Origin of the sequence: Weissella viridescens (genome assembly GCF_003862435.1) — a bacterium.
Lineage (GTDB): Bacteria > Bacillota > Bacilli > Lactobacillales > Lactobacillaceae > Weissella > Weissella viridescens_A.
The window spans coordinates 19029-40586 of record NZ_RHGY01000007.1 but is presented as its reverse complement, the minus strand read 5'-3'; the positions used below and the strand labels follow the sequence as shown (position 1 = coordinate 40586).

Sequence of the window (21558 nt, the reverse complement as noted above, 5' to 3'; positions counted from 1 at the left end):
TTATTCTGAGAGTTTTTAACTTTATTAGCGTATAATGAGCATATAAATCTAAACGATGACGGGGTACCTGAAATGAAGAACAATCAATTTGGACGGATGCAATTGCCACAAGATGCGGAACTTTGGGAATTAAGAAACATTCACTTTCTTGACGATGACGTTTTGGACACACCAAAAGCGCAACTCATTGCCTTTTTGGAACGTGCCTTCGCCCCACTTGTAACGAGTCCGGCGGCCTTTAATCAAAAGCTAAGTCAATTGCTGGCGACACCAACGACTACCATGGCAGATTTCCTTGTCTCAGAAACGCCTCTAACCGCGGATATTTTCGCCCGCCTATCATTTCAATTGTTACAATTTGAACCCAATACGGATTATGATTTGACTGATCCCCTGTCAGCTTACGACACGCTACAATTGCCATCATTTGATGTCACAACCTTTACGACAGCGACCGATGTGGCGCACGCATGGTATCAACTCCTAACGACACACACCAAAAATGGTGAAACGTATTTGGATCATCTCACCCAAACGGGTTACTTTGTACCATTTTATGGGCAAGTGACTGGTCCTGTCTTCTTCAATGGTAAGGCCCAAGCGGTTTTCAATCCGCATGAAATTTTACATGAAATTGTTTACGTTGAAGCACCACTCGATACTGACCACGATGGCCAACGCGATTTGTTAAAGGTAGAAGTATCGCGTCCCAAATTAACCAATTCAGGCTATAAGGCACCCGTTCTATATACAGCAAGTCCCTATAATCAAGGTACGAATGATACATTCGGGGAGAAATTGACGCATCAAGTTGATGTCCCCCTTACTGAAAAAGCCCCTAATCAAGCAACGGCAGCAGACGTCCAAGCCGAAACCGTCACCTCAGAATTACCACCTGCCCGCACACCAATTGGCGAAACTGTGCTTGCTACCGAACATTTTGCAAAAGAACAAAGCTATACCCTCAATAATTATTTCTTGAGTCGTGGTTTTGCTGTGGTATATGCAGCTGGAATTGGCACGCGCGATTCTGATGGACTTCGTGATACGGGTGGTCCCGATGAAACCATTTCAACGGTTGCCATTATTGAATGGTTAGGTGGACAACGTCAGGCATTCACCAATAAAACAGACCGAATTGCCATCCCCGCTTGGTGGACAAACCAACATATTGCCATGACTGGTCGTTCATATTTGGGGACCTTAGCTACGGCTGCTGCAACCACTGGTGTCGATGGGCTAAAAACGGTCATTTCAGAAGCCGCTATTTCAAGTTGGTATGACTATTATCGTGATAATGGGCTGGTTGCTGCTCCAGATACATTCCAAGGTGAAGATATGGACGTGCTAGCCGGTGAAGTCTTCAGTCGCATGCACGATGCCGGTGATTATCTTGGGGTTAAGGCTGAATTTGAACAAGTCTTGACCCAACTTCAAAAGGATCAAGACCGTGATTCTGGAAGTTATTCAGCATACTGGGATGGTCGCAACTATTTGAACAACTTAGCCAATATCAAAGCGGACATGATTCTCGTTCATGGTTTAAATGACTGGAATGTCAAGCCCCGCAATGTCTACAATTTGTGGCAAGGGTTACGTGACCTACCTATTAATAAGAAGATTATCTTGCATCAAGGTCAGCATATTTACATTAACAATTTCCGCTCCCTCGATTTCACTGATATGATGAACTTGTGGTTGAGTTACAAATTATTTGATTTGAATAATGGTGCCGATGTCTTGTTGCCAGATGTTTTGATTCAGGATAATGTAACGGCGGAGACCTGGCACACCGTTTCCGACTGGCCCGCTGCCACCGACCACCAACAAACCCTTTATTTGGATCAAAACCATTTAACTAAAACAAAACAAACCGAATCACAGATTCAAAGCTTTAAGGATCACCTACCTGAAACAACATTCAAGCACTATCGGGATGATTTAGCTGCATGGCATGCTGACCTCTTTAAGCCTGATTCTGATGAAAACGGATTGCGTGACAATCGTCTGATTTTCAAAACAGAACCGCTTAAGGGCACTTGGACGATTGATGGCACGCCAGAAATTACGGTCGATGTTGCAGTCGATGCGTCAGTGGGGATGCTCAGTTTCCAACTTGTGGATTATGGGGATGCAAAACGTCTTGGTGCTGCGCCAACGTTATTAGCAAAGAATGCGCTTAGTGGTGCCTATGATTGGCGTACTGACGATTTGCATGAATTTATGCCTGAAGCACAAGCAACGCCTTGGAAAATGATTACCAAAGGACATATCAATTTGCAAAATCGGACGAATGCTTATCAAAATGAAGCGATTGAGCCGAATGCCTTTAACCAAGTCCACGTAACGCTACAGCCGACTTTCTATCGTCTCCCTGCTGGACATCAACTTGGCCTTATCATTTACGCAACTGATTTTGAAACAACTATTCGTGGTAATCAAGATTTGACTTACCGCATTAACCCTGTTGGTAGTCAGCTTAATTTACGTCTATCAAACACGAATGCCTAATAAAGAAGAGTCGCACGCCTATGTGTGGCTTTTTTTATTGGACCAATGCCAGTTGGTATGCATTCATACCTATCAAATGGAACCTTACACCCCAACCGATTACTTTTTACATTTCGTGATTATTTTTTGGGATTAACGTCCTTCTCTGTGTTCATATGATGTTCTTATATACATGAATCTTTTCGACCAACTAATTGCTTAAAATTAAACTCCCTATAAAAACAACATACACATAAATCAAAAAATAGAGTTGCCTCTAATGGGCAACTCTATTTTTTAAAGATTAATCGTTCACTCCCAGAGTGTTTTTTGTTTATTCATTCAGCATTTCTGCTGTTTTCAGCTTTTTCTTTGGATTAACCCCGACAATATATCCATTACTACCAACGGTAATAGCTATTTTCTGCTTCTTACCTTTATAGCCAACTTCATAAATCGGTCATACCTTAATAACGTATAATTCCCCCTGTTGTCAGTGCTAAATAAATATAAGAAAAGCCACCCAAGTTTAAGGTGGCTTTCATCCTAATCAACTAAATAGAGGTCAAATTTTCGCTTAATCTTGTTAGAAGGACGTTGCGCAACTTTTTTTCTGATTTCTTGATCCATATCATAATATGGAAAAATCGAATTAATAAACATGTTCCATACAATTCCCGAATCGTTATAATCCGCAGCGTACAAAAACTTCATTTCATCATGAATCACCATCACTATAGGTTGTTGTGGGAAATCACTAATATTCGATAAATTCATCATAGCATAACCTAATCCGTGCAAAGGATCTGGTAGATTATAATCCGGAAATTGTTCATCTTCATCTTCTTCAGGAGTAATTACTGGTAATTTAAATTTCTGAATACACTGCTTTAAGAAAGTATCTAAATCAGGGATCTCTTCGCCATAAAATTCAATTACTTTTACATCATTCAATAGTTCATCTAATCTTTGATTCAATTCATATTCACTAACTCTATATATTTGATTTCGTTTCATGACTCTTATTTTTCAACCCTTTTTTAATGTTTTATATAGTATAACGTAAAAATGCATACAATGTCGCTTACGTCACTTGTTTATTTTTCTGATCTCGTAGTGCTATTAGGAATGCCCTTCACGAGAGCGCTAAGTTCCCATCTAAACTTAGGTATTTCCAAACGTTCATTAAACTCACAACGCAGTAACGTGGCACATCTTTGATGCCTATCTTTTTAGTAAATGAAACCTAATTTCACATTTAAAACGATTCAAAAGCGAACATTACTAAAAAGTGTAGCAAAGCCCTTTCCTTTCAGTCTTTAGCCCCTTATAATACTAGCAACGAACTAATAATATGAGAAATACTTTAATCATTCATTTAGACTATCGGAGGCATGACAGATGGCTCAGCAAATCCCCCATCTTCCACAATCACTAACTTTTGCATCACTTGCAGACCATGTTGGCATTGAAATCGAAGAACATCGTGTGCAATTACCAAGCGCGCATCTCTCACAACATCCCCATGATTCGGCCCTCGGCGATCGCCGGACTGAACCTAACTTTCAAACTGATTTTTCAGAGAGTCAAGAAGAATTAGTGACTGACCCACAGCCTAGTGTCAATGCTGCTTTAGACCAGCTCAAGCAACTACAGACCCGTTTGACGGCACATTTGAAAACCGATGAAATCATTTGGCCATTATCAATGCCACCATACATGGCTGATAGCGATGTCACATACTTAGCCAATCACTTTGAACGTCCATGGTATGCTGATTATCGGAAAATTTTGATTGAGCGCTATGGCTACTATCAACATATTATGACGGGTATCCATGTGAATTTTTCATTGTCGGATACGGTTAGTGCCCCACTGCTCGATTCTGGTGCTTATCCAGACCGGAATGCGCTCTATTTCCAAATTTTGAAACAGGTTTCTAAATACCGTTGGTTAATCACCTATCTCTTTGGTGCCAGTCCAATTACTGAAAATCCAATTGATGATCGCATGTTAGAGCGCCGTAGCGACATCAAGCAACCGGTTCGTTCATGGCGTTCCAGTTCAGCTGGTTTTGCAAATCACCGTTCAATTCAACTCGACTTTACAAACCTAGACAACTTTTTAGCCAGTCTTGATGACCGAATTGATGCCGGTGACTTGTATGACTTGAGTGAATACTATGGTCCAGTGCGCGTCAAAGCAACTGATGCATACCATAGTCAACATCGTCATTCGGTGCAATATTTGGAATTCCGCATTTTTGACCTAAATCCATTTACACCACTTGGTATTGACCAAAACGCCTTAACTGTTTTAGAGTTGCTGATTTTAGATGCCCTCTACTTCCCTGAGACGCTTGACAATGCCACGATGCAAAAAAGTATCGAAATCAACGATGCTATCGCATTACAGCACCCTGATACGCCTTTACCTGATGCCCAACAAGCTGAATTGCGACAACTGCTAGAACATTTTAAGCTACTCCAAGCACAAGCAGCGGACGGTGCTGAATGGCAAACTACCATTGATGATTTAGAAAACAATGTCGTACACCCCCAGGATACGATTTCACAACAGTTATTGCCCCATATTCATGACGAATCTTTGCAAGCCTTTGCCGTACAACAAGGAAAGCATTGGAAAACGATGATTCAAGACCACCATAATTAAAAATGATAAAATTCATAGGTTCATCTCAGTTGACTTTTAGAATTGAACTTTGTATGATATTTTTAACACACAAAACAAAGTGATCAGGAAAGTAAAACGGCCCCAGATAACAGAAAGCTAGTGGTTGATGTGAACTAGTATCTGGCCCCGTTTGAAAATGACCTGTGATTGGCATACATGAGCGCATCACGTGAGTGTATGACGGCTTGGCCCCCGTTATCCTGGCACACCATTCGACGAATAATGTCTGATGGTTAGTGAGTGGCGGTTGGTAACAACCCCAAATACTCAGAATGGTAACGTAACTATCAATTAGCTGCTTCTGACTTCGCCCCAATGTGGCGAAGTTTGAAGCGGCTTTTTTATTTAATGCATCAAGAAAGGATTGCACATATGACAATTCACTCAAATTATTTAGATTTACTCAGCGAGCTCATTGCAATTCCAAGTGTTTCCGCTAAAGAAGAATTTCTACCAGAAACCGCCAAAGTTTTAACCCAAGCTTTGACTGATTTAGGAGCCGATGTTATCTATGATGACACTTACTTTGCCCCATTAGTCATCGGCCAACTCAAAAGCCCCAATCCTGACGCTGAAACGGTTATTCTCTACAACCACTACGACGTCCAACCGGCTGAACCCTTCGCGCTCTGGGAAACGGATCCTTGGACCCTGACCCAAGTTGGCGATAAACTTTATGGACGTGGTGTAAATGACGATAAGGGAAATATCACAGCCCGTCTGACGGCCGTTGCTGAATACATGGCTGAACATAACGGTGAACTGCCCGTCAACATTACCTTCCTATTTGAAGGTTCTGAAGAAACTGCTTCCCGTCACCTAGATGATTATGTGGCCAAATACGCCGATGAACTTCAGGCGGATTTGATTATTTGGGAATCGGGTGAAAAAAATAGTGAAGATCGCGTTGAAATTTACGGTGGTAATAAGGGTATCGTCACCTTTACTGTGACTGCACAAACCGCCAAGAAAGATTTGCACTCATCCTTTGCAGGCGTCGTCGATTCTGCAGCATGGCGCCTTACGCAAGCCCTCGCCACCCTCTTTGACCAAGAAGGACATATTTTAGTTCCTGGCTTTTATGATGATGTCATCCAACCTAATCAACGTGAACGCGACCTAACAGCTGACATCCCCCTAACGCGGACTGAATTGATAGACCAGCTCGGGATCGAAGCGCCGTTACTAACCGATAAAAATGGTAAGGATCTCAAAGAAACGCTTTATTTTGAACCAACCCTAAGTATTGAAGGGATTAGTTCTGGTTGGCAAGGCGCCGGTGTTAAAACGGTTCTTCCGGCTCGCGCTGATGCTAAACTCGAAGCCCGTCTGGTCCCTGGCATGGATCCAGATAAGACGTTCAATCAAGTTAAGGCTTATTTGGCTGACCAAGGCTTCGGTGATTTAACCCTCACGAAGACGCTTGGTCAACCGGGCTACCGTAGCGACATGTCAGACGCTGAAATTTTACGTGTCGTCAACGTGGTCGATGACCTCTATGACACAGCACCAATTGTCGCCCCAACTGGTGCAGGTACCGGCCCAATGTATTATATCCACGAAGTCGTCCAAGCGCCGATTGCCAGCCTCGGGATTGGTTACACCAATAATCGTGACCATGCCCCTAATGAAAATATTCGTTTGAGCGATTATGATGATGACATTGTCGTGATTAAACAATTAATTGCAAGTTACGAAAATTAAGGAAAGCAGATTGTGCTATGGGACAAATAACTTTTCGCCGTTTCGCGGCTGCTGATGCGCCGGCTGTTGTTCAGTTGGTTGCTAAAACGATGCGCATTTCAAACCGCGTTGACTACTCCGAAACTTACATTGAAAATGCACTCACGCGACTTGATGAATCCCATTATCTTGAGTTAGATCAACGCTCACATTTTTATGTGGTGTGTGACCAAAATAAACTTATCGGTACTGGTGCCATTGGACCTTTTTGGGATATTCCAGATGAGTACAGCTTTTTTGCGATCTTCGTTGATCCAGCCTTTCAGGGTCAAGGTATTGGCACCCGTATTGTCAATACTTTGGAAGCTGACCCGTTTTTTGCACAAGCACAACGAATCGAAATCCCCGCTTCAATTACAGGTCGACCCTTTTATGAAAAATTTGGTTATCAGATTAAGCATCACCAAGCCGAACCTGATGCAGAAGGCCTATATCGTCTTGAAAAATTTCATACTCCTGACCAATGACCAAAAAAGCAGACTATCATCATGATAGTCTGCTTTTTCTTTTAATCGACCGCTTGTAATGGCACACAGCGAGCTTGAATATTTTCCAAAAATGTTTGATCATGTTCAACCACAATCATTGTAGGTTCAAACATTCGAATAACCTTTTCAATTTGGCTTTGATTAAAGACATCTAAATAATTCAAGGGTTCATCCCAGAGGTAGAGTTCAGCCGGTTTAACAAGCGCTTGCGCTAATTCAACCCGTTTTTGCTGACCGCGACTCATTTGTTCAATTGGCAGTGTGAACGCCCGGCGTTCCAATCCGAGCTTGTGCAACATACTTAAGAGCGCCTGTTCATCAACGGCATTCGCTTCGCTGAATTCCTGTAATGATCCGTGCAAGTACTGCGTGGTTTGCCGAACTTGACTAATGGTAGGATTACCAGCAATTTGCACAGTGCCAGTGACTTGCCCGGTAAATGTCCCCTGCAACGCTTGTAAGAGTGATGACTTTCCAACACCATTATCACCAGTCAAGCCGATAATATCACCCCGTTCAACTTTAAATGAGGCTGGTTCAAACAATGGTTGCCCTTGGTATCCTAACTGAATCTGATGTACCTCAACCACAGGGGCTTTCCTAGGTGTTTCCACGGCCATCGTCAAGGTTTCCACGAATTCAGTATCCTGCAGAAGTGCTTGCTTATCATCCAAAGCTTGTTGGGCATGACGTTCAATTTGCTTGGCTTTTTTCATGGTGCGGGCCGCTCGTGCTGATTCAAACCCCTTATCCCCATGATTCTTACCACCGACCTGTGAAGGCTTGGCAGTTAATGACTTTTCACGTTGGTCTGACCATCCGGCCTTTTGTTTCGCGGCTTGATCAAGTTGTTTGATTTCACGTTGCAGCTTCTGCTTTGTGGCCAACTCATGCATATCACGCGCTTGCTTTTCCGTTTCATAAACCGAAAACGAGCCGTTGTAGCGTTTTAATTGCGTTTTTTCAATCGACAACGTATGATCCGTGGTTTGATCTAAGAACTGGCGATTGTGACTCACCACAATAAACCCTTGTTTATGCTGTAGATATTGGGCAACCTGCTGCCGCGTCTTAGCATCAAGATGGTTCGTCGGTTCATCAAGTAAGATAAAATCATCTGAATTAGCAAAGACCAATGCTAGCAAAACCTTGGTCTGTTCCCCACCTGAGAGGGTTTGGTAAACTTGGGCTTCAATATGGTCCACATCCAAGCCTAACTGCTGCATTTCACGCTCAACCTCCCATAAATGCTCCGGCGCCACGGTTTGTTCCAACATCGTTAGCACCGTTTGCTCTGGGTGTGTAACCTGTTGTGGAAAATATTGCACCGCAACCTCACAGGTTAATGATCCTTGATATGGCAATTGATTTTGTAATAATTTAAAGAGCGTGGTCTTTCCTCGACCATTTCGACCAACAAGTCCCAAATGCCAGCTCGTATCGATGACCTGTGAGACATTTTCAAATAACTTTGCTTGACCATCGTAAGCAAAACTAATATTTTTCATTTCTATTTTCGACATAAAAACCTCCAAAAAAAGACACCAGCTGCAATTAAACAGACTGGTGCCTTCTTGTTTGGGCCATGGGTCCTCACGAAAGAAAAATCACTAATCTTGAAAATTGCAGACTGCACCCCTTCTAATCAATTAGAAAGCGTTTCGACAAAATTTCAAATATTAGCTTAATTCTTCAATGGACACATACCTCATTCGTTTTTATAGTATCTGTATTATAAACAGGCCTCGCTTTTTTTGTCAAACATTTATTTAAAGGGATACCAAAAACGACTGCCATTCGTCCAAAGTAATACGAGTTCAATCCCAATCAATAGTAACGTCAAAGCAATCGCCCACCAATCCAACGTTTTGAATTTCTGTGCGTAATACCACGTACGATGTTTCCGCTTGCCAAAACGTCGCAAATCCATGGCACGACTAACTGAATCAATTTGCTCCAAAGATGTGAACATTAATGGCATCATAATCCCAACAGCACCCTTTAAACGGTGCCACAAAGACGTTTTTTTCGACAGATCACTGCCTCGGGCCTGCTGCACTTTACTAATCGTTTGATACTCGACCTGAATATCAGGAATATAACGCAAAGCTAAGGCCACGGCATAAGCCACCCGGTAAGAAATACCAATTTTATTCAGTCCAGCCGCAAACTCACTTGGATTCGTTGTCATCAAGAAGATCAATGCCAATGGTAAGGCAAACAGATATTTTGTGAAAACAATGAGTTCGTAATATAACTGCTCAAAAGTTAAGGCATATGCCCCACTCCCCAATAAGACTGTTTTAGTGCCAAATAAATGCGTCCCATATTGTGGCGCAAACACATAAATTAAAACCAAATTTAAGACCGCAAAAACAGTCACTAGCCAAACCAGCACACGTACATCAGACCATTTAATTTTTGCAACGAATAAAGCCCCAATCGCAACAACACTCAGTAAAATGAGATAGCGTAAATCAAAACTAAGCGATCCCAAAATCGTTAAACTGAGAAAAATAATGAGCTTCGTCGTCCCAGTTAGTTGATGAATTGGCGTTGTCCCTGGATGGAAACCAAAAATATTATGATTCATTAGCGACCTCCCGTGCATGTAAGTCGCGATAGACGCGTTGGTCAGCTACTAGGTCGTGACTTTTCAAAAATACATCTAATGATGTTTGGGCTAAATGCGCCTGGGCTAACACGTCCGGTTGCTGTAATAATTGCATGGGTTCTGTATCTGCCAAAATCTGACCATCAACTAACACAACCGTTCGATCTGCAATATAACTCATTAGTCCCAAATCATGCGTGACGAGCAAAATAGTCAGCCCATAACTTTGTTGGAGTTCTCGTACAAAGTCCATTAAACGATTCGCATTTTCGGCATCTTGCCCCGCCGTTGGTTCATCAAGAATCAAGATGGCTGGATTGAGTACAAGGATTGCAATGATACTTAATCTTTTTTTCTGTCCATAACTTAAACTGTCGGTTGGCCAATTCCGCATGGTATATAAACCAGCCAATTCTAGCAGTGGATTCACCCGTGCGACAATCTCCGTTTCTGGTACATCACGTAAACGTAAACCTGACGCAACTTCGTCAAAAACCGTTGATTGCGTTAACATCAAATTTGGATCTTGAATGACATATCCCATCACTTCCGCACGTTCCTTAATCGAAAGTGTTTTCAAATCTTGACCCGCCAAAGTCATTGTCCCTGACAGTTTTTGATTTTCAATAAATCCAGTCAAAATATTAATGAGCGTCGATTTCCCAGAACCATTTTTCCCAACTAATGTCACAATTTCTGACTTACCCAATGAAAAACTCAAATGGTCAAACAGTAATTGACCATGCTCATACCCAAATGATAAATCCGTCACTTGGAGTAGCTCCTCTGATGTCGGTTTAATGGTTTGTTTAGGTAATTGATTCAAATATGTTTGTACCTGTTCCTTCAAATCCGTTCCTGCGACAGTCGCTGGTGATGTTAATCCTGATAAAGATGGTAACGCCACGTTGGCCGCACGCAATAATTGAATATATAACGGCTCTGCCAATCCATATTGGGTTAATGTCCCTTGTTGTAACACCTCAGCTGGCTGTGCATCTTGCTTGATTTCGCCTTCCTCCAAAATCACAATGCGATCAACTTCGTGTTGTAGGACGTCTGCTAAGCGATGTTCAATCAAAATAATCGTAATGCCCTGTTCCTTGCGTAATCGCTCAAGCAATGTCAACATTTCATTACCACTCGCTTCATCCAAACTTGCCAATGGCTCATCTAGTAGTAATAGCGGACTCTCATCGATCAACACCCCTGCCATAGCTGTGCGTTGCTTTTGCCCACCTGATAATTGTTGCGGCGCTAACTGTAATTTGTCTCCCAAGTCCAAACGGTTCGCCCATTCCGCAACAGCAGCGTGCATCTTTGAGTCATCGACTTCATCATTTTCTAAGGCAAAAGCGATATCTTCAGCCACACTCAAGCCCACGAATTGTGCATTCACATCCTGCAAAACAGTACCAATCTTTTGAGAACGTTCAAAAATACTTTCATCATTAATTTGCTGCCCATCATAGGTCAGTGTCCCAGTTAAAGCGCCAGGAAAGGCCTCAGGAATCAACCCGCTGATTAAGCGTCCCAAGGTTGATTTTCCTGAGCCGGAAGCTCCCGCAATCACGACAAATTCGCCAGCTCGAACTTCTAAATTAATATTTTTTAGCGTTGGTGCTTTTTGTGCCTCATATTTAAAAGTCACATTCTCTAACTTCAGAATCGTTCGTGATGTTTCGTTTTCCATATTTCTTCCCTATTCCGCATTAAGCCTCATGTTCTAATGAATTCTTTTTTACCTTGGTACGATTATAAATGACTAGCACAGCCGTACCCAAAATGGCTGTTGAGATTACATTCACCAAAGTTGAAACAGCCCCTTGCGTAAATACTTTAGCTGCTGGTTCACTATAAATTAAAATATCACCTAGTGGTGCCACAACCAACCACGCCACAACGTTTGCCACCAACTGTGATAGATTAAAGCCAATAATCTTTTTTGTCGTGAAATTACCGTCAGCTAAATGGAGGTACTTACCGGCAATCCCAATCAATACCCCGAAAACACCATCAGCAATGACCCAACTCCACCAAATTGACCCATATGAAATCGCATCATTCAAAGCGTGTCCAATAAAGGCAACTAAGCCGCCAACCACTGGTCCAAAGATTGCGGCAACCAGACTTAGCCAAGCTTGTGCCACATTAATTTGTGTATTCGCAATACCCGTTGGAATGGCTAAAAATTTGAACAAAATAATAAAGACCGCTGTGCCAATGCCAACTGCTACCACTGACCGTGTTGATAAACCTTTTTTCTTTTCCATGCGTTAACCCTCACTCTTCTTAATTTCAATCGTCCAATCCGGACCAGCTGCTACTTGATTTACCTTTTCAAAATTTCCCATTCGAATGGCGATGCCAATCGTTCCAACTGAATTAACATAAATCAGATCATCTCCTGGTTCGACATCAGCGAATGTTTTGACAAACGGAATTTCGCGTTCAAACTTAATTGCTCCGTGATCAAAAATGCGTACCAAATAGTTTTTCCCCAATTCGGCTTGGAAATCATCTTCCCACAATGACGCACTAATGTTCGTCCAAAGTGATCCAAAATTAACATCAGTAATTTCAACTGTGCCTTCAATCACATCTTGCACTAATTGTGCTTCTTCTAAAGGAATGGTGACAATGTCATCAGGTGCTAACGGTGTCCCAATTTCATCAAACGGTACAATTTCTGATGCTAACTTAGCCCCGTTGTATGCGTAAATGTCACGGCCAAGGAAAGTTGCTGAATTTTCTGAGCCAGGTAATCGTTGGACGGTTTCATCCAAGACCCGCACAGCTTCAATCCCAAACTCATCTGCGACATGGGTCAACGTGCCATTATCAGGTGTCACCACGTATTGGCCTGTTTTTAATTTGGCCACAATCGACTTGCGTTTTGAACCGACGCCAGGATCTACGACTGAAACAAAGACAGTCCCTGGTTTCCAATATTTCACTGTTTGGAATAAACGGAAAGAGGCTTCAAAAATATTAAATGGTGTAATCCCTTGCGTGAGTTCAGAGATACGAATTTTATCGCTCACTCCATAAGCCACGCCATACATCGTTGAAACTGCCCCATCTTTAAGCCCAAAATCAGTTTGAATTACTAAATCTCGCATATCTTGCCTCCTTAAAATAAAAAACGCCCCAGAAATCCTAATGGATCTCTGGGACGTTAAACGTGTTACCACCCAAATTTTTTTAGACATCACTATCTAAAACTCTGTACGTATCAATCAATACGTTCCGCAATAACGGGCGGACCCGATGTCATGTCACCATCACATATTTTGCTCCAAGACCATATTCCAAACGCAAAATGGTTAGCTCTCACCAGCACGCCAACTCTCTGAACATCCGCAATTTGTACTCATCTCTTCATCACATTTAATATTAGAAACTTCTAATTTAATGCCATTATAGTGAGAAGAATATGTTAAGTCAACCTTTAAATGATTTCTTTTTTCATTTCAGCAGCATACTTTTGGAAATCACTTGCAAAGTTAATTAGCTTTGTGGGCCCTAGCAAACCTTTGTTGCGATTATAATCAGCTCGAAACTTTGAATTTTCCATATATGTCAGCATTTGCACCGTTGCTTGAGCCCATCCCTTGGAAATACCACTTGCCTGCATGTTTTCGAGAACTTGTGTTCCTGAAATTTGGATCCACTCTGCATCTGGAATACCAATGGCATCCCCTAAAATAGTTGCAATTTGACGCCCCGTGACCTCATCGCTGTCGACATAATAAACGTGCTCACCAAACTCTGTTTTTTCTAGCGCAGCGACAACCACTGGTGCCACATCTTCTGGCGCAACAAATGTTTGAACAAAATCCGGATCTTGAACACCATATATTTTACCCGTCTGCGCTAGAGTCTCATAATTTGCATATAGGTTGTAATACATTCCCGTTGGACGGATAAAAATAAGACTATCCAAATCAAGCATCCGAAGTACATCTTCAATAATATGATAAGTATATAGGCCACCCACTTCTGGTCCTTGATCAGCCCCGATACTACTTAGGTTCACAACATGTTTTACTTGTGCTTCCTTTACCGCAGTTTGATAAATATCAGCCTGCTTTTGAGCTGTTTCAACAACATCAAAATTTGGATTTTTAAAATCCCCACCAGCCAACATCAAGTAAACAGCATCCTGATTCCTAAATTGTTCAATGAGAAAATCAAGGTCCTCAATTGAACCTACGGCAGCCTTTGCTCCCATCGCTTCTATGTCAGCTTTACGTTTTTCATTCCGTGTGATAATTGTTACTTCATGGCCATCGGCTACTAATTGTTCAGCAACTGGTCGACTAATATGTCCAAGTGATCCTGTTAATGTAATTTGCATTTCATTTGCCTCTTTCCATTAAAGATAATACTATCTTTTTTGTGTAAACCCATCATAAGAGATAGGTTTATCTTTTGTCAAGTCTTTTGACAATTTGCACCCGACTCGCTACACTAGCAATTAGTCAAATTGAAAGAAGGTGTTGCTTCAAATGAAAAATAAAGATCAGGCCAAGTATGACCAAATCATCGAAGCCGCTAGCAACATCATTGTCGAAGATGGTTATCCCGCCTTCTCTACCACAGCTGTTGCCAAAGCTGTTGGCATCCGTCAATCGAATATTTATATCTATTTTAAAAATAAATCAGCTTTACTTGATGCCGTCTACATGCACCACATGCGGTTACTTGCACAATTCGCGCATGCGCATGATCAGGTTCAGGCAACAACAACCGAACAAATTCAATCAATGATTGTTGGCTTAGTTGATTTTGCAAATGACCACCCTGATTCCTTGGTTTTAATCATGACTTTAAAAAATAACCATGTGCTCACAGCTACCTTTCAAAGCGAAACAACAGAAGAAAATCAAATCAGCTTACTTGATCTCTTAAATAAGGGAGCAGCTGAAAATCTTTTAAAGTCGCTACCAACATCACTCATGGTCGAATTTGTCATGAGTATTTTATATGACGTTGCCCAACATCACTTAGATTCATCCTACTCTAAGACATCAGTTACAGATAGTACCCTCGCTGATTTCATTATTGATGCAATTTTCAAATAAATAAAAACGCCCGCCATTCAAATCCGAATGACGGGCGTTTTTATTGTATTAACGTTAATTCCTTAATCAGCTGATAAGGCATCAATTGGATTTAACTTTGAAGCACGACGTGCTGGTAGCAATGCTGCTAAGAACGAAATAATAATCGCAATCACGATAACCCAAATCACATTTGATGGGTGAATTTGAATCATGTTAAACTTTGCAATCTTATAAAGAGCTGCATTGAAGACATAACCGAGTCCATAACCGAGCACAATTGCTAAGGCAGCGGAAGACAAGCCAATCATCAAAGATTCACTCGTAAACAAACGGCGAATATCCTTCTTGGACTCACCTAAGGCACGCAAAATCCCAATTTCCTTAGTCCGTTCTGAAACAGACATAAACATTGTGACAATAATCATCAAAGCAGACACAATCAATGAAATAGCTGCGATTAATGAAAGTACAGAGGTTGCTAAGCTGACAAATGTATTAATCGTGCTTAACATTGATCCAGCCGTAATCGCTGTGAATAATTTCTTATTCTTGCTATCACGAATGTTCTGGACATCCTTTTGAACTTGGTTCACATCGCTACGATGCTTAACCATCATTGAAACATAATTGGCATCTGAAACTGCCCCAGCCTGCTTAAGACCTTGTTGCATCGTCTTATAGGTAGTGATGTTAGCAGGACCAGCTTGACCCATATCTGCAATACCAGAAACCTTTAGCACTTGCTTAACAGGAACAGGTGTCCCTTGTGCTGACATCCCAACGTAGTTAACGGTGATGTCTTTCCCAATAATCGCTTTCCAGTTTTTCTTGTCATAATTTTGAGCCACTGTCTTTTTATCGACGACGATTTCATTCATGCCCGCCTTTTTACCAGCTTTGATGCTGTCAGGCTTAATGGCGCTAGTCCATGTTTGCATTTGTGACATCGTGATCTGCTTATTTGGCATGACACCGTCAGTCTTGACGTTTGATACTTGAATACCAGGTTGAATCGTTCCGGCATTCTTTACTTCGCGCAATTTTTGAACTTGTGCATCCGTAATATACTGTGGGTTCGTCCACTGCTGACTTGGATCACCAGTATCATCCCCACGACGCATGACGTTGACGGAACGTGGATTAACCAACGAGTTCACTTGGTCGTTGATATAAGCTTTAACACCATTACCTAACCCACCAAACAAAAGTACGGCAAAAAGACCAATGGCTGTTCCAAGAATAATTAATGAATTACGCCCAAAACTGTGCTTAAAATGCTTAAAGGCATTGCCATAACTCGCAAATGCAGAAAGTGGTCGTGAACCAATGTGTGACGTATCGGCAGGAACAGGATAGCTATCACGTAATTGTTGGTCATCATCAATTTTGCCGTCAGCAAGATGGACGATTCGCGTTCCAGCGTCTGCCACAATCTGTGAGTGCGTTACTGTAATCACTAACTTACCTTGGGCCGCAATATCATTCAAAATATCCAAAACTTCTTGTGTATTTTGTGAATCCAACGCGCCGGTTGGCTCATCCGCAATAATGACCTTGGGATCCTTAGCTAAAGCTCGCGCAATCGCCACGCGTTGCTTTTGACCCCCTGACAGTTGGTTAGGGAACTTTTTAATCTGATCAGCCAAACCGACGTTTTGCAACAATTCTGTGGCGCGTTTTTCACGATCAGCTTTAGAAAGGTCCGTCATATCCAATGATACCAAAACATTATCAAGCACAGATAAGTGACTGATTAAATTGTATGATTGGTAGATATAACCAATGGTTCCTCGACGGTAAGCATCTAGTTCTTGTTCTTTTTTATGATCGAGGACTTTACCATCAATCGTAACGGTTCCTTCAAAGTTTCGGTCCAGTCCACCAATGATATTCATCAAGGTTGATTTTCCACCACCCGATTCACCTAAAATTGAAACGAATTCACCCAATTCAAAATCTAGGTTAATTCCCTTTAAAACGGGAAATTCGTCGTTTCCAAGATAATAAGATTTCTTAATATCCCGTAGACTCATAAATGCCATGTTCGTACCCTCCTGGCTCTGTGACTGCTTTTGATATGGTTGAATTATAGCCCGATTTGACTTAAAAGCAAGTTAAATCATTAAACATAACAACATCATACCTTCATATTCTTTTAACATAGTATCATATCATAACCTTTATTCGGGCATTAGGAAACCAATTAAACTTCATCATAATTCTCATTGTTTCCTTAAGTATGTCTGTAATCATCTCAAATAGACCGATTTACAAGCCGTAAAACACGGTCAAACCCTTGATATACAAGGCTTTGTCGCTTTACAAGACTCTGACGTTATTGATAAAATAAAGTGTTGTGCGTAAAAATTTTACGCCTTTATTTTAGAAATTGCTTTACCCAAAACACTTCATAAAATAGGAGGAATACATGCAAACCCTTAAGCATTCTTTACTTGCCCGTTTTCTATCAATTGCTTTAGTCATTGGTATTGTCAGTAACATGATTAATCCCATGATTCCGCATCCACTAGAGGCGGTGTTCATCTTGGTCGTCACCATCTTGGTGTGGTTAGCCATTAAAGCGATCCTACCGGTGATTGACCGATTATCACAACGCCAGGTTAAATGGATCATTTTTGGGGCCCTTAGTCTCATGTTTGTTGGTCAAATTTTGGTGCTCCATTTCTTACCGGTTACGGTTTATCACGACCCCTATCGTGTGTTATCACAAGCTGATCAAATTAGCCACGGTAACCCCGTTTGGCAAAGCACGTATTTCTGGCGTTATCCAAATAATGTCACTATCGCCTACTTGCTATCAGTTTGGCTGAAATTCACGAATCTATTTGGCTTATCAACCAATCTTTCGATTCACATTCTATCAATTTTGACGCTTGATACTTTTATTGTGCTTATGCTCAAAACCATGTATCGCATTAGTCATCAGAATCGCCACATTTTGTTTGGTGGTTTGGCATTCATGGTGCTCACCCCATTTGCTTACACTTATTTCTTGCAAGTCTTCTACTCAGACTTGCCTTCACTGCTACTCCTACTCGTTATTTTTATCGTCATTTATTTTTGGCCAAACTATACGGGTTGGCGCCAATGGGTCGCTGGAATCAGTCTTGTACTTGCCGTAATGTTAGGTCAGTTACTTAAGCCCAATATCATTGTGTTAATCCCTGCGATTTTAATTGTTTGCGCAGTGCTTCTCTATAAAAAGACATTCTCACTTGTTAAAATTATTATTCCAACCATTTTGATTATTGTCGGTTTCGGGCTAAGTGTTCCTGCAAAACAGGCGATTTTCTCTGAAACAAACTATACCAAGGATGAAGCCTTTGAATTACCAACCGTTTCATGGATTGCGATGGGCTTGAATGAGCACTCACGCGGAACTTATAGTGGAAAAGATATCGGAACTGAAATTCAAATTCCGACAAAGTCAGAACGTGCCACTTACGAAACTAAGGTCGTTAAGGAACGCATTCAAGACCTTGGTCCGATTGGTTTGCTTGAACAATGGACGATTAAGCTCGGTATCTTCCTAAATGGTGCTAATCCGCATACCTTCTATAATGGTGGTTTGCAAGCTGCACCGGCTTGGAAAGCAAAGCACAGCGAATTCTACAACTACTTGGTCAGCCTCATTTACCAAGTTGGTACAATTCTACTATTCGCCAATGTCATGGTCCGCGCCTGGGCTTGGCGTCCAAAGCTAAACACGCAAGCTGAAATGACAGCCCTAATTGCCATTGTCACCACCTTAGGCTACATGGCCTTCCACAGCTTGATTTGGGAAACAGAACCGCGTTACGGTCAAATTATCTTGCCGTTGGTGATGTTCATTCTCGCCGCACTACCCGCACCGCAGCATGCTGAAAAGACTGTTGCAAAACGTTGGCGTTATCTCATGCCAGCTGTCGCTGCATTTGCCTTAATTGGTTCAGCGGCCTTCTTGAGTGATTATTATCCAAAGAAGCAAATCGTTGCGGCCCAGCGCAGTCAACTTTCAACACAGTACGGTGCACGCGCGGCAAGCTTACCAAAGAAGTCAGTGGTGACCGAAAAGGTAACCTTACATGGACCTGCCAAGCGAGTTTCTGTTCAAATTCATGAAGGCTCAAAGTTTGAGGGTACAATTGAAAACCTCGAAACGCACAAACGCTATGCCTTAAAGCAAACGGCGGCTAACTATATCTATGAAGGAAACCTTCCAGCTGGTGATTACCAACTTTCATTCATCAATCATCAAGATAAAGATCAACTTGCAGATGTTGTTTCAACAAAGAACTACAAGCTTGCGCCTTATCCACTTGTGATTAATGGTAAAGCTAACCCCCACGCTTCACTTGTTTATAAAATTCAAAAGTAAGTTACGACCACCCCGCCTTTGTGTTGGGTGGTTTTTGTATAAAAAAAAAGAACCCACACAGGGGTCCTTTTTATTAAATCTCGCAAGTACACCAATTTTTTAATTGGTTTCCTGGATAATGCGCTTGTTCCCCACCTTCAAAGCGTACTAAGTACTGCTCATTTGTTGGATCATAGCCCATTACCAAAGCAGGCGTTTCTAACTTTGCTGAATCTTGTACTTGCACCGAACTGCCAATCATGAATTCTGACATCATGAGACCTCCTTAATCTTGAAGATTAATAAATTTAAATTGGTTAAAATCAAACAAACCTTGATCGGTTATTTTCAGACTAGGGATTACGGGTAAGGCCATAAATGACAGGGTCAAAAATGGATCAAACGTAATGTCGCTAATTTGCTGGAATGCGGCCTGCAATTTTTGATTTTCTGTATCTACTGTTTCATATGGTTGATCGGACATTAATCCGCCCACAGGTAATGGTAACGTGACAATATGGTCGGGGTCAATGACGACAACCTGACCACCATCCATGTCTCGTAAGGCAGCTGCTGCCAATGCCATAGATTCATCATCATGACCCGCTAGAATAAGATTGTGCGAGTCATGCGCGACGGTCGCCCCAATCGCACCTTGTTTGATACCCAGCCCCTCAATAATGCCAACGCCATGACCTAAATCATGATAGCGTTCTGCAACAGCAATTTTGCTAAAAGTTGCATTAGGTGAAAAAAGGCCACCCTGACTTGGAACAGGAACTTCCACATGTTCAGTTGTAATGTGATGTGGCATGATTTTAATCACATGCGCGGGTTGGTCCGCTTTGATCGGCAAAGCCAAGTCACTCGCTGTTAACGAAACATCTAGCGGTACCCGAAAGTCGGCCGATGGTGCCACCGTCGCTTTTTCATCAATCCATGCACCATTAATCATCACTTGTGTTGGGGCTACAGCATTTTTTTCAGGCAAAACGACTAAGTCAGCTAAATAACCATCTGTTAACGCACCGATATTATCCAGTTCCTCAGCCAAAGCAGCATGGTAACTTGCCATCGTAAAGGCTTGCTCAGGACGAATGCCTGCCTTAATCGCCAACCGAACATTTTCATCGATTGAACCTTCTTGGACCAAATCATGCACGCTTTTATCATCAGTTGCAAAACTAAACGCCCGTTGATTAATTGGTGTCACCGCTGGTAAGAGGGCTAATTCATCAGCCTCGACTGTTCCTTGACGAATAAGAACTGACATTCCTGCATCCAAACGTTCTTGAGCTTCTTGTACACTTGTTGCTTCATGATCGGTTTTAATGCCATATTGGCGGTACACAGCTAATTGTTCACGACTCAAGCCTGAAGCGTGCCCATCAGCATGCTTACCATGCGCATTCGCATCTGCAATTTTTTGCAGCATGTCAGCCTGCTTTTGTGCTACTGCTGGAAAATCCATGACTTCAGCTAAGCCATTCACTTCCGGTTCATCATAGAATGGTGCCAAACTAGCCGCATCCAGCACCGCCCCTGTCCGTTCGAACGGCGTGGCAGGAACTGATGATGGTAGCATGAAAAAGTAACGAACTGGCGTCTTACGCGCGTCATCTAGCATATAATTCAACCCTGCCGTCCCCGCAACACTTGCCAATTCATGCGGATCAGCAACCGCACTTGTAACGCCATGTTTTGCCAACAAACGGCCCAATTCAGCCGGACGTAGGAGACTACTTTCAATATGCATGTGCGCATCAATCATCCCTGGCACGATATATTGGTTATGCGCATCAAAAGTTTCGTCGGCCACTAATTGTGCACTTGGTCCGCGAAAGACAATTTGATTGTTTTCAATCCAAAGTTCGGTTTTTTCAAATTCTTCTGTGAATACATTTAAAATTTGTGCATTTTTAATGTGCAACATGGTTTTCCCTTTCAGATTTCAACTTGGTTATTGTTAAATACTATAAAACAAATAACCGTTAAATGAAAGTCCTATTCCAATCATTGTTCGCTTAAATCACAAATTATATAAATTAAATATCGTAAACCGTTTCAATTCCACCAAGAACACGAACATTTCACGAAACAAAA

Annotated in this window: 16 protein-coding genes and 1 other annotated feature; of the genes, 6 read left to right on the top strand and 10 right to left on the bottom strand. The window is 41.8% G+C overall.

The annotated features are described in order from the left end of the window. The first annotated feature begins 72 nt into the window (after window positions 1–72). Window positions 73–2511 (top strand): Xaa-Pro dipeptidyl-peptidase, encoded by a 2439-nt coding sequence (locus D3P96_RS06550; RefSeq protein WP_124943578.1) that lies wholly within the window; start codon window positions 73–75, stop codon window positions 2509–2511. Window positions 2512–3036: 525 nt separating this feature from the next. On the opposite strand, the gene D3P96_RS06545 is transcribed toward D3P96_RS06550, so the two are convergent. Beyond that, window positions 3037–3507, bottom strand: coding sequence for a hypothetical protein (locus tag D3P96_RS06545; RefSeq protein WP_124943577.1), 471 nt, complete (start codon window positions 3505–3507; stop codon window positions 3037–3039). A gap of 384 nt (window positions 3508–3891) precedes the next feature. Here D3P96_RS06545 and D3P96_RS06540 point away from each other — a divergent pair, with 384 nt between their 5' ends. From D3P96_RS06540 to D3P96_RS06530, 3 genes are all read left to right on the top strand, one after another. Next, on the top strand, window positions 3892–5163 hold the full coding sequence (locus tag D3P96_RS06540) for a glutamate--cysteine ligase (protein WP_124943576.1): 1272 nt from the start codon (window positions 3892–3894) through the stop codon (window positions 5161–5163). A 393-nt stretch (window positions 5164–5556) separates the two neighbouring features. After that, a complete protein-coding gene (locus D3P96_RS06535; RefSeq protein ID WP_124943575.1) occupies window positions 5557–6888 on the top strand; it encodes a M20/M25/M40 family metallo-hydrolase in 1332 nt (443 codons plus the stop codon). A gap of 17 nt (window positions 6889–6905) precedes the next feature. After that, the gene (locus D3P96_RS06530; protein WP_124943574.1) at window positions 6906–7394 is read left to right on the top strand and encodes a GNAT family N-acetyltransferase; all 489 of its coding nucleotides are present in this window, start codon (window positions 6906–6908) and stop codon (window positions 7392–7394) included. A gap of 41 nt (window positions 7395–7435) precedes the next feature. On the opposite strand, the gene abc-f is transcribed toward D3P96_RS06530, so the two are convergent. The 6 genes from abc-f to D3P96_RS06500 all read right to left on the bottom strand — a co-directional run bounded on the left by abc-f (window position 7436) and on the right by D3P96_RS06500 (window position 14389). Then, window positions 7436–8938, bottom strand: coding sequence for a ribosomal protection-like ABC-F family protein (gene abc-f, locus D3P96_RS06525; RefSeq protein WP_124943573.1), 1503 nt, complete (start codon window positions 8936–8938; stop codon window positions 7436–7438). Between the two features lie 242 nt (window positions 8939–9180). Beyond that, on the bottom strand, window positions 9181–10008 hold the full coding sequence (locus D3P96_RS06520; RefSeq protein WP_124943572.1) for an energy-coupling factor transporter transmembrane component T family protein: 828 nt from the start codon (window positions 10006–10008) through the stop codon (window positions 9181–9183). Continuing rightward, a complete protein-coding gene (locus tag D3P96_RS06515; protein ID WP_124943571.1) occupies window positions 9998–11722 on the bottom strand; it encodes an ABC transporter ATP-binding protein in 1725 nt (574 codons plus the stop codon). Before D3P96_RS06515 ends, D3P96_RS06520 begins: the two co-directional genes overlap by 11 nt. A 19-nt stretch (window positions 11723–11741) precedes the next feature. Then, window positions 11742–12302, bottom strand: coding sequence for an ECF-type riboflavin transporter substrate-binding protein (locus D3P96_RS06510; RefSeq protein WP_124943570.1), 561 nt, complete (start codon window positions 12300–12302; stop codon window positions 11742–11744). A gap of 3 nt (window positions 12303–12305) precedes the next feature. Continuing rightward, window positions 12306–13151 (bottom strand): SAM hydrolase/SAM-dependent halogenase family protein, encoded by an 846-nt coding sequence (locus tag D3P96_RS06505; RefSeq protein ID WP_124943569.1) that lies wholly within the window; start codon window positions 13149–13151, stop codon window positions 12306–12308. A 46-nt stretch (window positions 13152–13197) separates the two neighbouring features. Continuing rightward, window positions 13198–13423 (bottom strand) — a binding site (T-box leader). Window positions 13424–13480: 57 nt separating this feature from the next. After that, entirely contained in the window at window positions 13481–14389 is a 909-nt protein-coding gene (locus D3P96_RS06500; protein WP_124943568.1) for an SDR family oxidoreductase, read from the bottom strand. Window positions 14390–14540: 151 nt separating this feature from the next. Here D3P96_RS06500 and D3P96_RS06495 point away from each other — a divergent pair, with 151 nt between their 5' ends. Beyond that, on the top strand, window positions 14541–15116 hold the full coding sequence (locus tag D3P96_RS06495) for a TetR/AcrR family transcriptional regulator (RefSeq protein ID WP_124943567.1): 576 nt from the start codon (window positions 14541–14543) through the stop codon (window positions 15114–15116). 62 nt (window positions 15117–15178) lie between these two features. Here D3P96_RS06495 and D3P96_RS06490 read toward each other — a convergent pair whose 3' ends face one another. Then, window positions 15179–17140 carry an ABC transporter ATP-binding protein/permease gene (locus D3P96_RS06490; protein WP_124943566.1) on the bottom strand — a complete coding sequence of 654 codons (1962 nt, stop codon included), beginning with the start codon at window positions 17138–17140 and terminating at the stop codon, window positions 15179–15181. Between the two features lie 386 nt (window positions 17141–17526). On the opposite strand from D3P96_RS06490, the gene D3P96_RS06485 reads away from it, so the two are divergent. Beyond that, the gene (locus D3P96_RS06485; protein WP_124943565.1) at window positions 17527–19476 is read left to right on the top strand and encodes a hypothetical protein; all 1950 of its coding nucleotides are present in this window, start codon (window positions 17527–17529) and stop codon (window positions 19474–19476) included. A gap of 73 nt (window positions 19477–19549) precedes the next feature. Here D3P96_RS06485 and D3P96_RS06480 read toward each other — a convergent pair whose 3' ends face one another. Then, complete coding sequence (locus D3P96_RS06480) at window positions 19550–19729, bottom strand: hypothetical protein (RefSeq protein ID WP_124943564.1); 180 nt, start codon at window positions 19727–19729, stop codon at window positions 19550–19552. Between the two features lie 12 nt (window positions 19730–19741). Continuing rightward, on the bottom strand, window positions 19742–21388 hold the full coding sequence (ade, locus tag D3P96_RS06475) for an adenine deaminase (protein WP_124943563.1): 1647 nt from the start codon (window positions 21386–21388) through the stop codon (window positions 19742–19744). Window positions 21389–21558: the final 170 nt, after the last annotated feature.

Bases quoted from the DNA above. Each gene is read 5' to 3' on its own strand.
- D3P96_RS06550 (WP_124943578.1), top strand. From the start codon at position 73: ATGAAGAACAATCAATTTGGACGGATGCAATTGCCACAAGATGCGGAA.
- D3P96_RS06545 (WP_124943577.1), bottom strand. From the start codon at position 3,507: ATGAAACGAAATCAAATATATAGAGTTAGTGAATATGAATTGAATCAA.
- D3P96_RS06540 (WP_124943576.1), top strand. From the start codon at position 3,892: ATGGCTCAGCAAATCCCCCATCTTCCACAATCACTAACTTTTGCATCA.
- D3P96_RS06535 (WP_124943575.1), top strand. From the start codon at position 5,557: ATGACAATTCACTCAAATTATTTAGATTTACTCAGCGAGCTCATTGCA.
- D3P96_RS06530 (WP_124943574.1), top strand. From the start codon at position 6,906: ATGGGACAAATAACTTTTCGCCGTTTCGCGGCTGCTGATGCGCCGGCT.
- abc-f (WP_124943573.1), bottom strand. From the start codon at position 8,938: ATGTCGAAAATAGAAATGAAAAATATTAGTTTTGCTTACGATGGTCAA.
- D3P96_RS06520 (WP_124943572.1), bottom strand. From the start codon at position 10,008: ATGAATCATAATATTTTTGGTTTCCATCCAGGGACAACGCCAATTCAT.
- D3P96_RS06515 (WP_124943571.1), bottom strand. From the start codon at position 11,722: ATGGAAAACGAAACATCACGAACGATTCTGAAGTTAGAGAATGTGACT.
- D3P96_RS06510 (WP_124943570.1), bottom strand. From the start codon at position 12,302: ATGGAAAAGAAAAAAGGTTTATCAACACGGTCAGTGGTAGCAGTTGGC.
- D3P96_RS06505 (WP_124943569.1), bottom strand. From the start codon at position 13,151: ATGCGAGATTTAGTAATTCAAACTGATTTTGGGCTTAAAGATGGGGCA.
- D3P96_RS06500 (WP_124943568.1), bottom strand. From the start codon at position 14,389: ATGCAAATTACATTAACAGGATCACTTGGACATATTAGTCGACCAGTT.
- D3P96_RS06495 (WP_124943567.1), top strand. From the start codon at position 14,541: ATGAAAAATAAAGATCAGGCCAAGTATGACCAAATCATCGAAGCCGCT.
- D3P96_RS06490 (WP_124943566.1), bottom strand. From the start codon at position 17,140: ATGGCATTTATGAGTCTACGGGATATTAAGAAATCTTATTATCTTGGA.
- D3P96_RS06485 (WP_124943565.1), top strand. From the start codon at position 17,527: ATGCAAACCCTTAAGCATTCTTTACTTGCCCGTTTTCTATCAATTGCT.
- D3P96_RS06480 (WP_124943564.1), bottom strand. From the start codon at position 19,729: ATGTCAGAATTCATGATTGGCAGTTCGGTGCAAGTACAAGATTCAGCA.
- ade (WP_124943563.1), bottom strand. From the start codon at position 21,388: ATGTTGCACATTAAAAATGCACAAATTTTAAATGTATTCACAGAAGAA.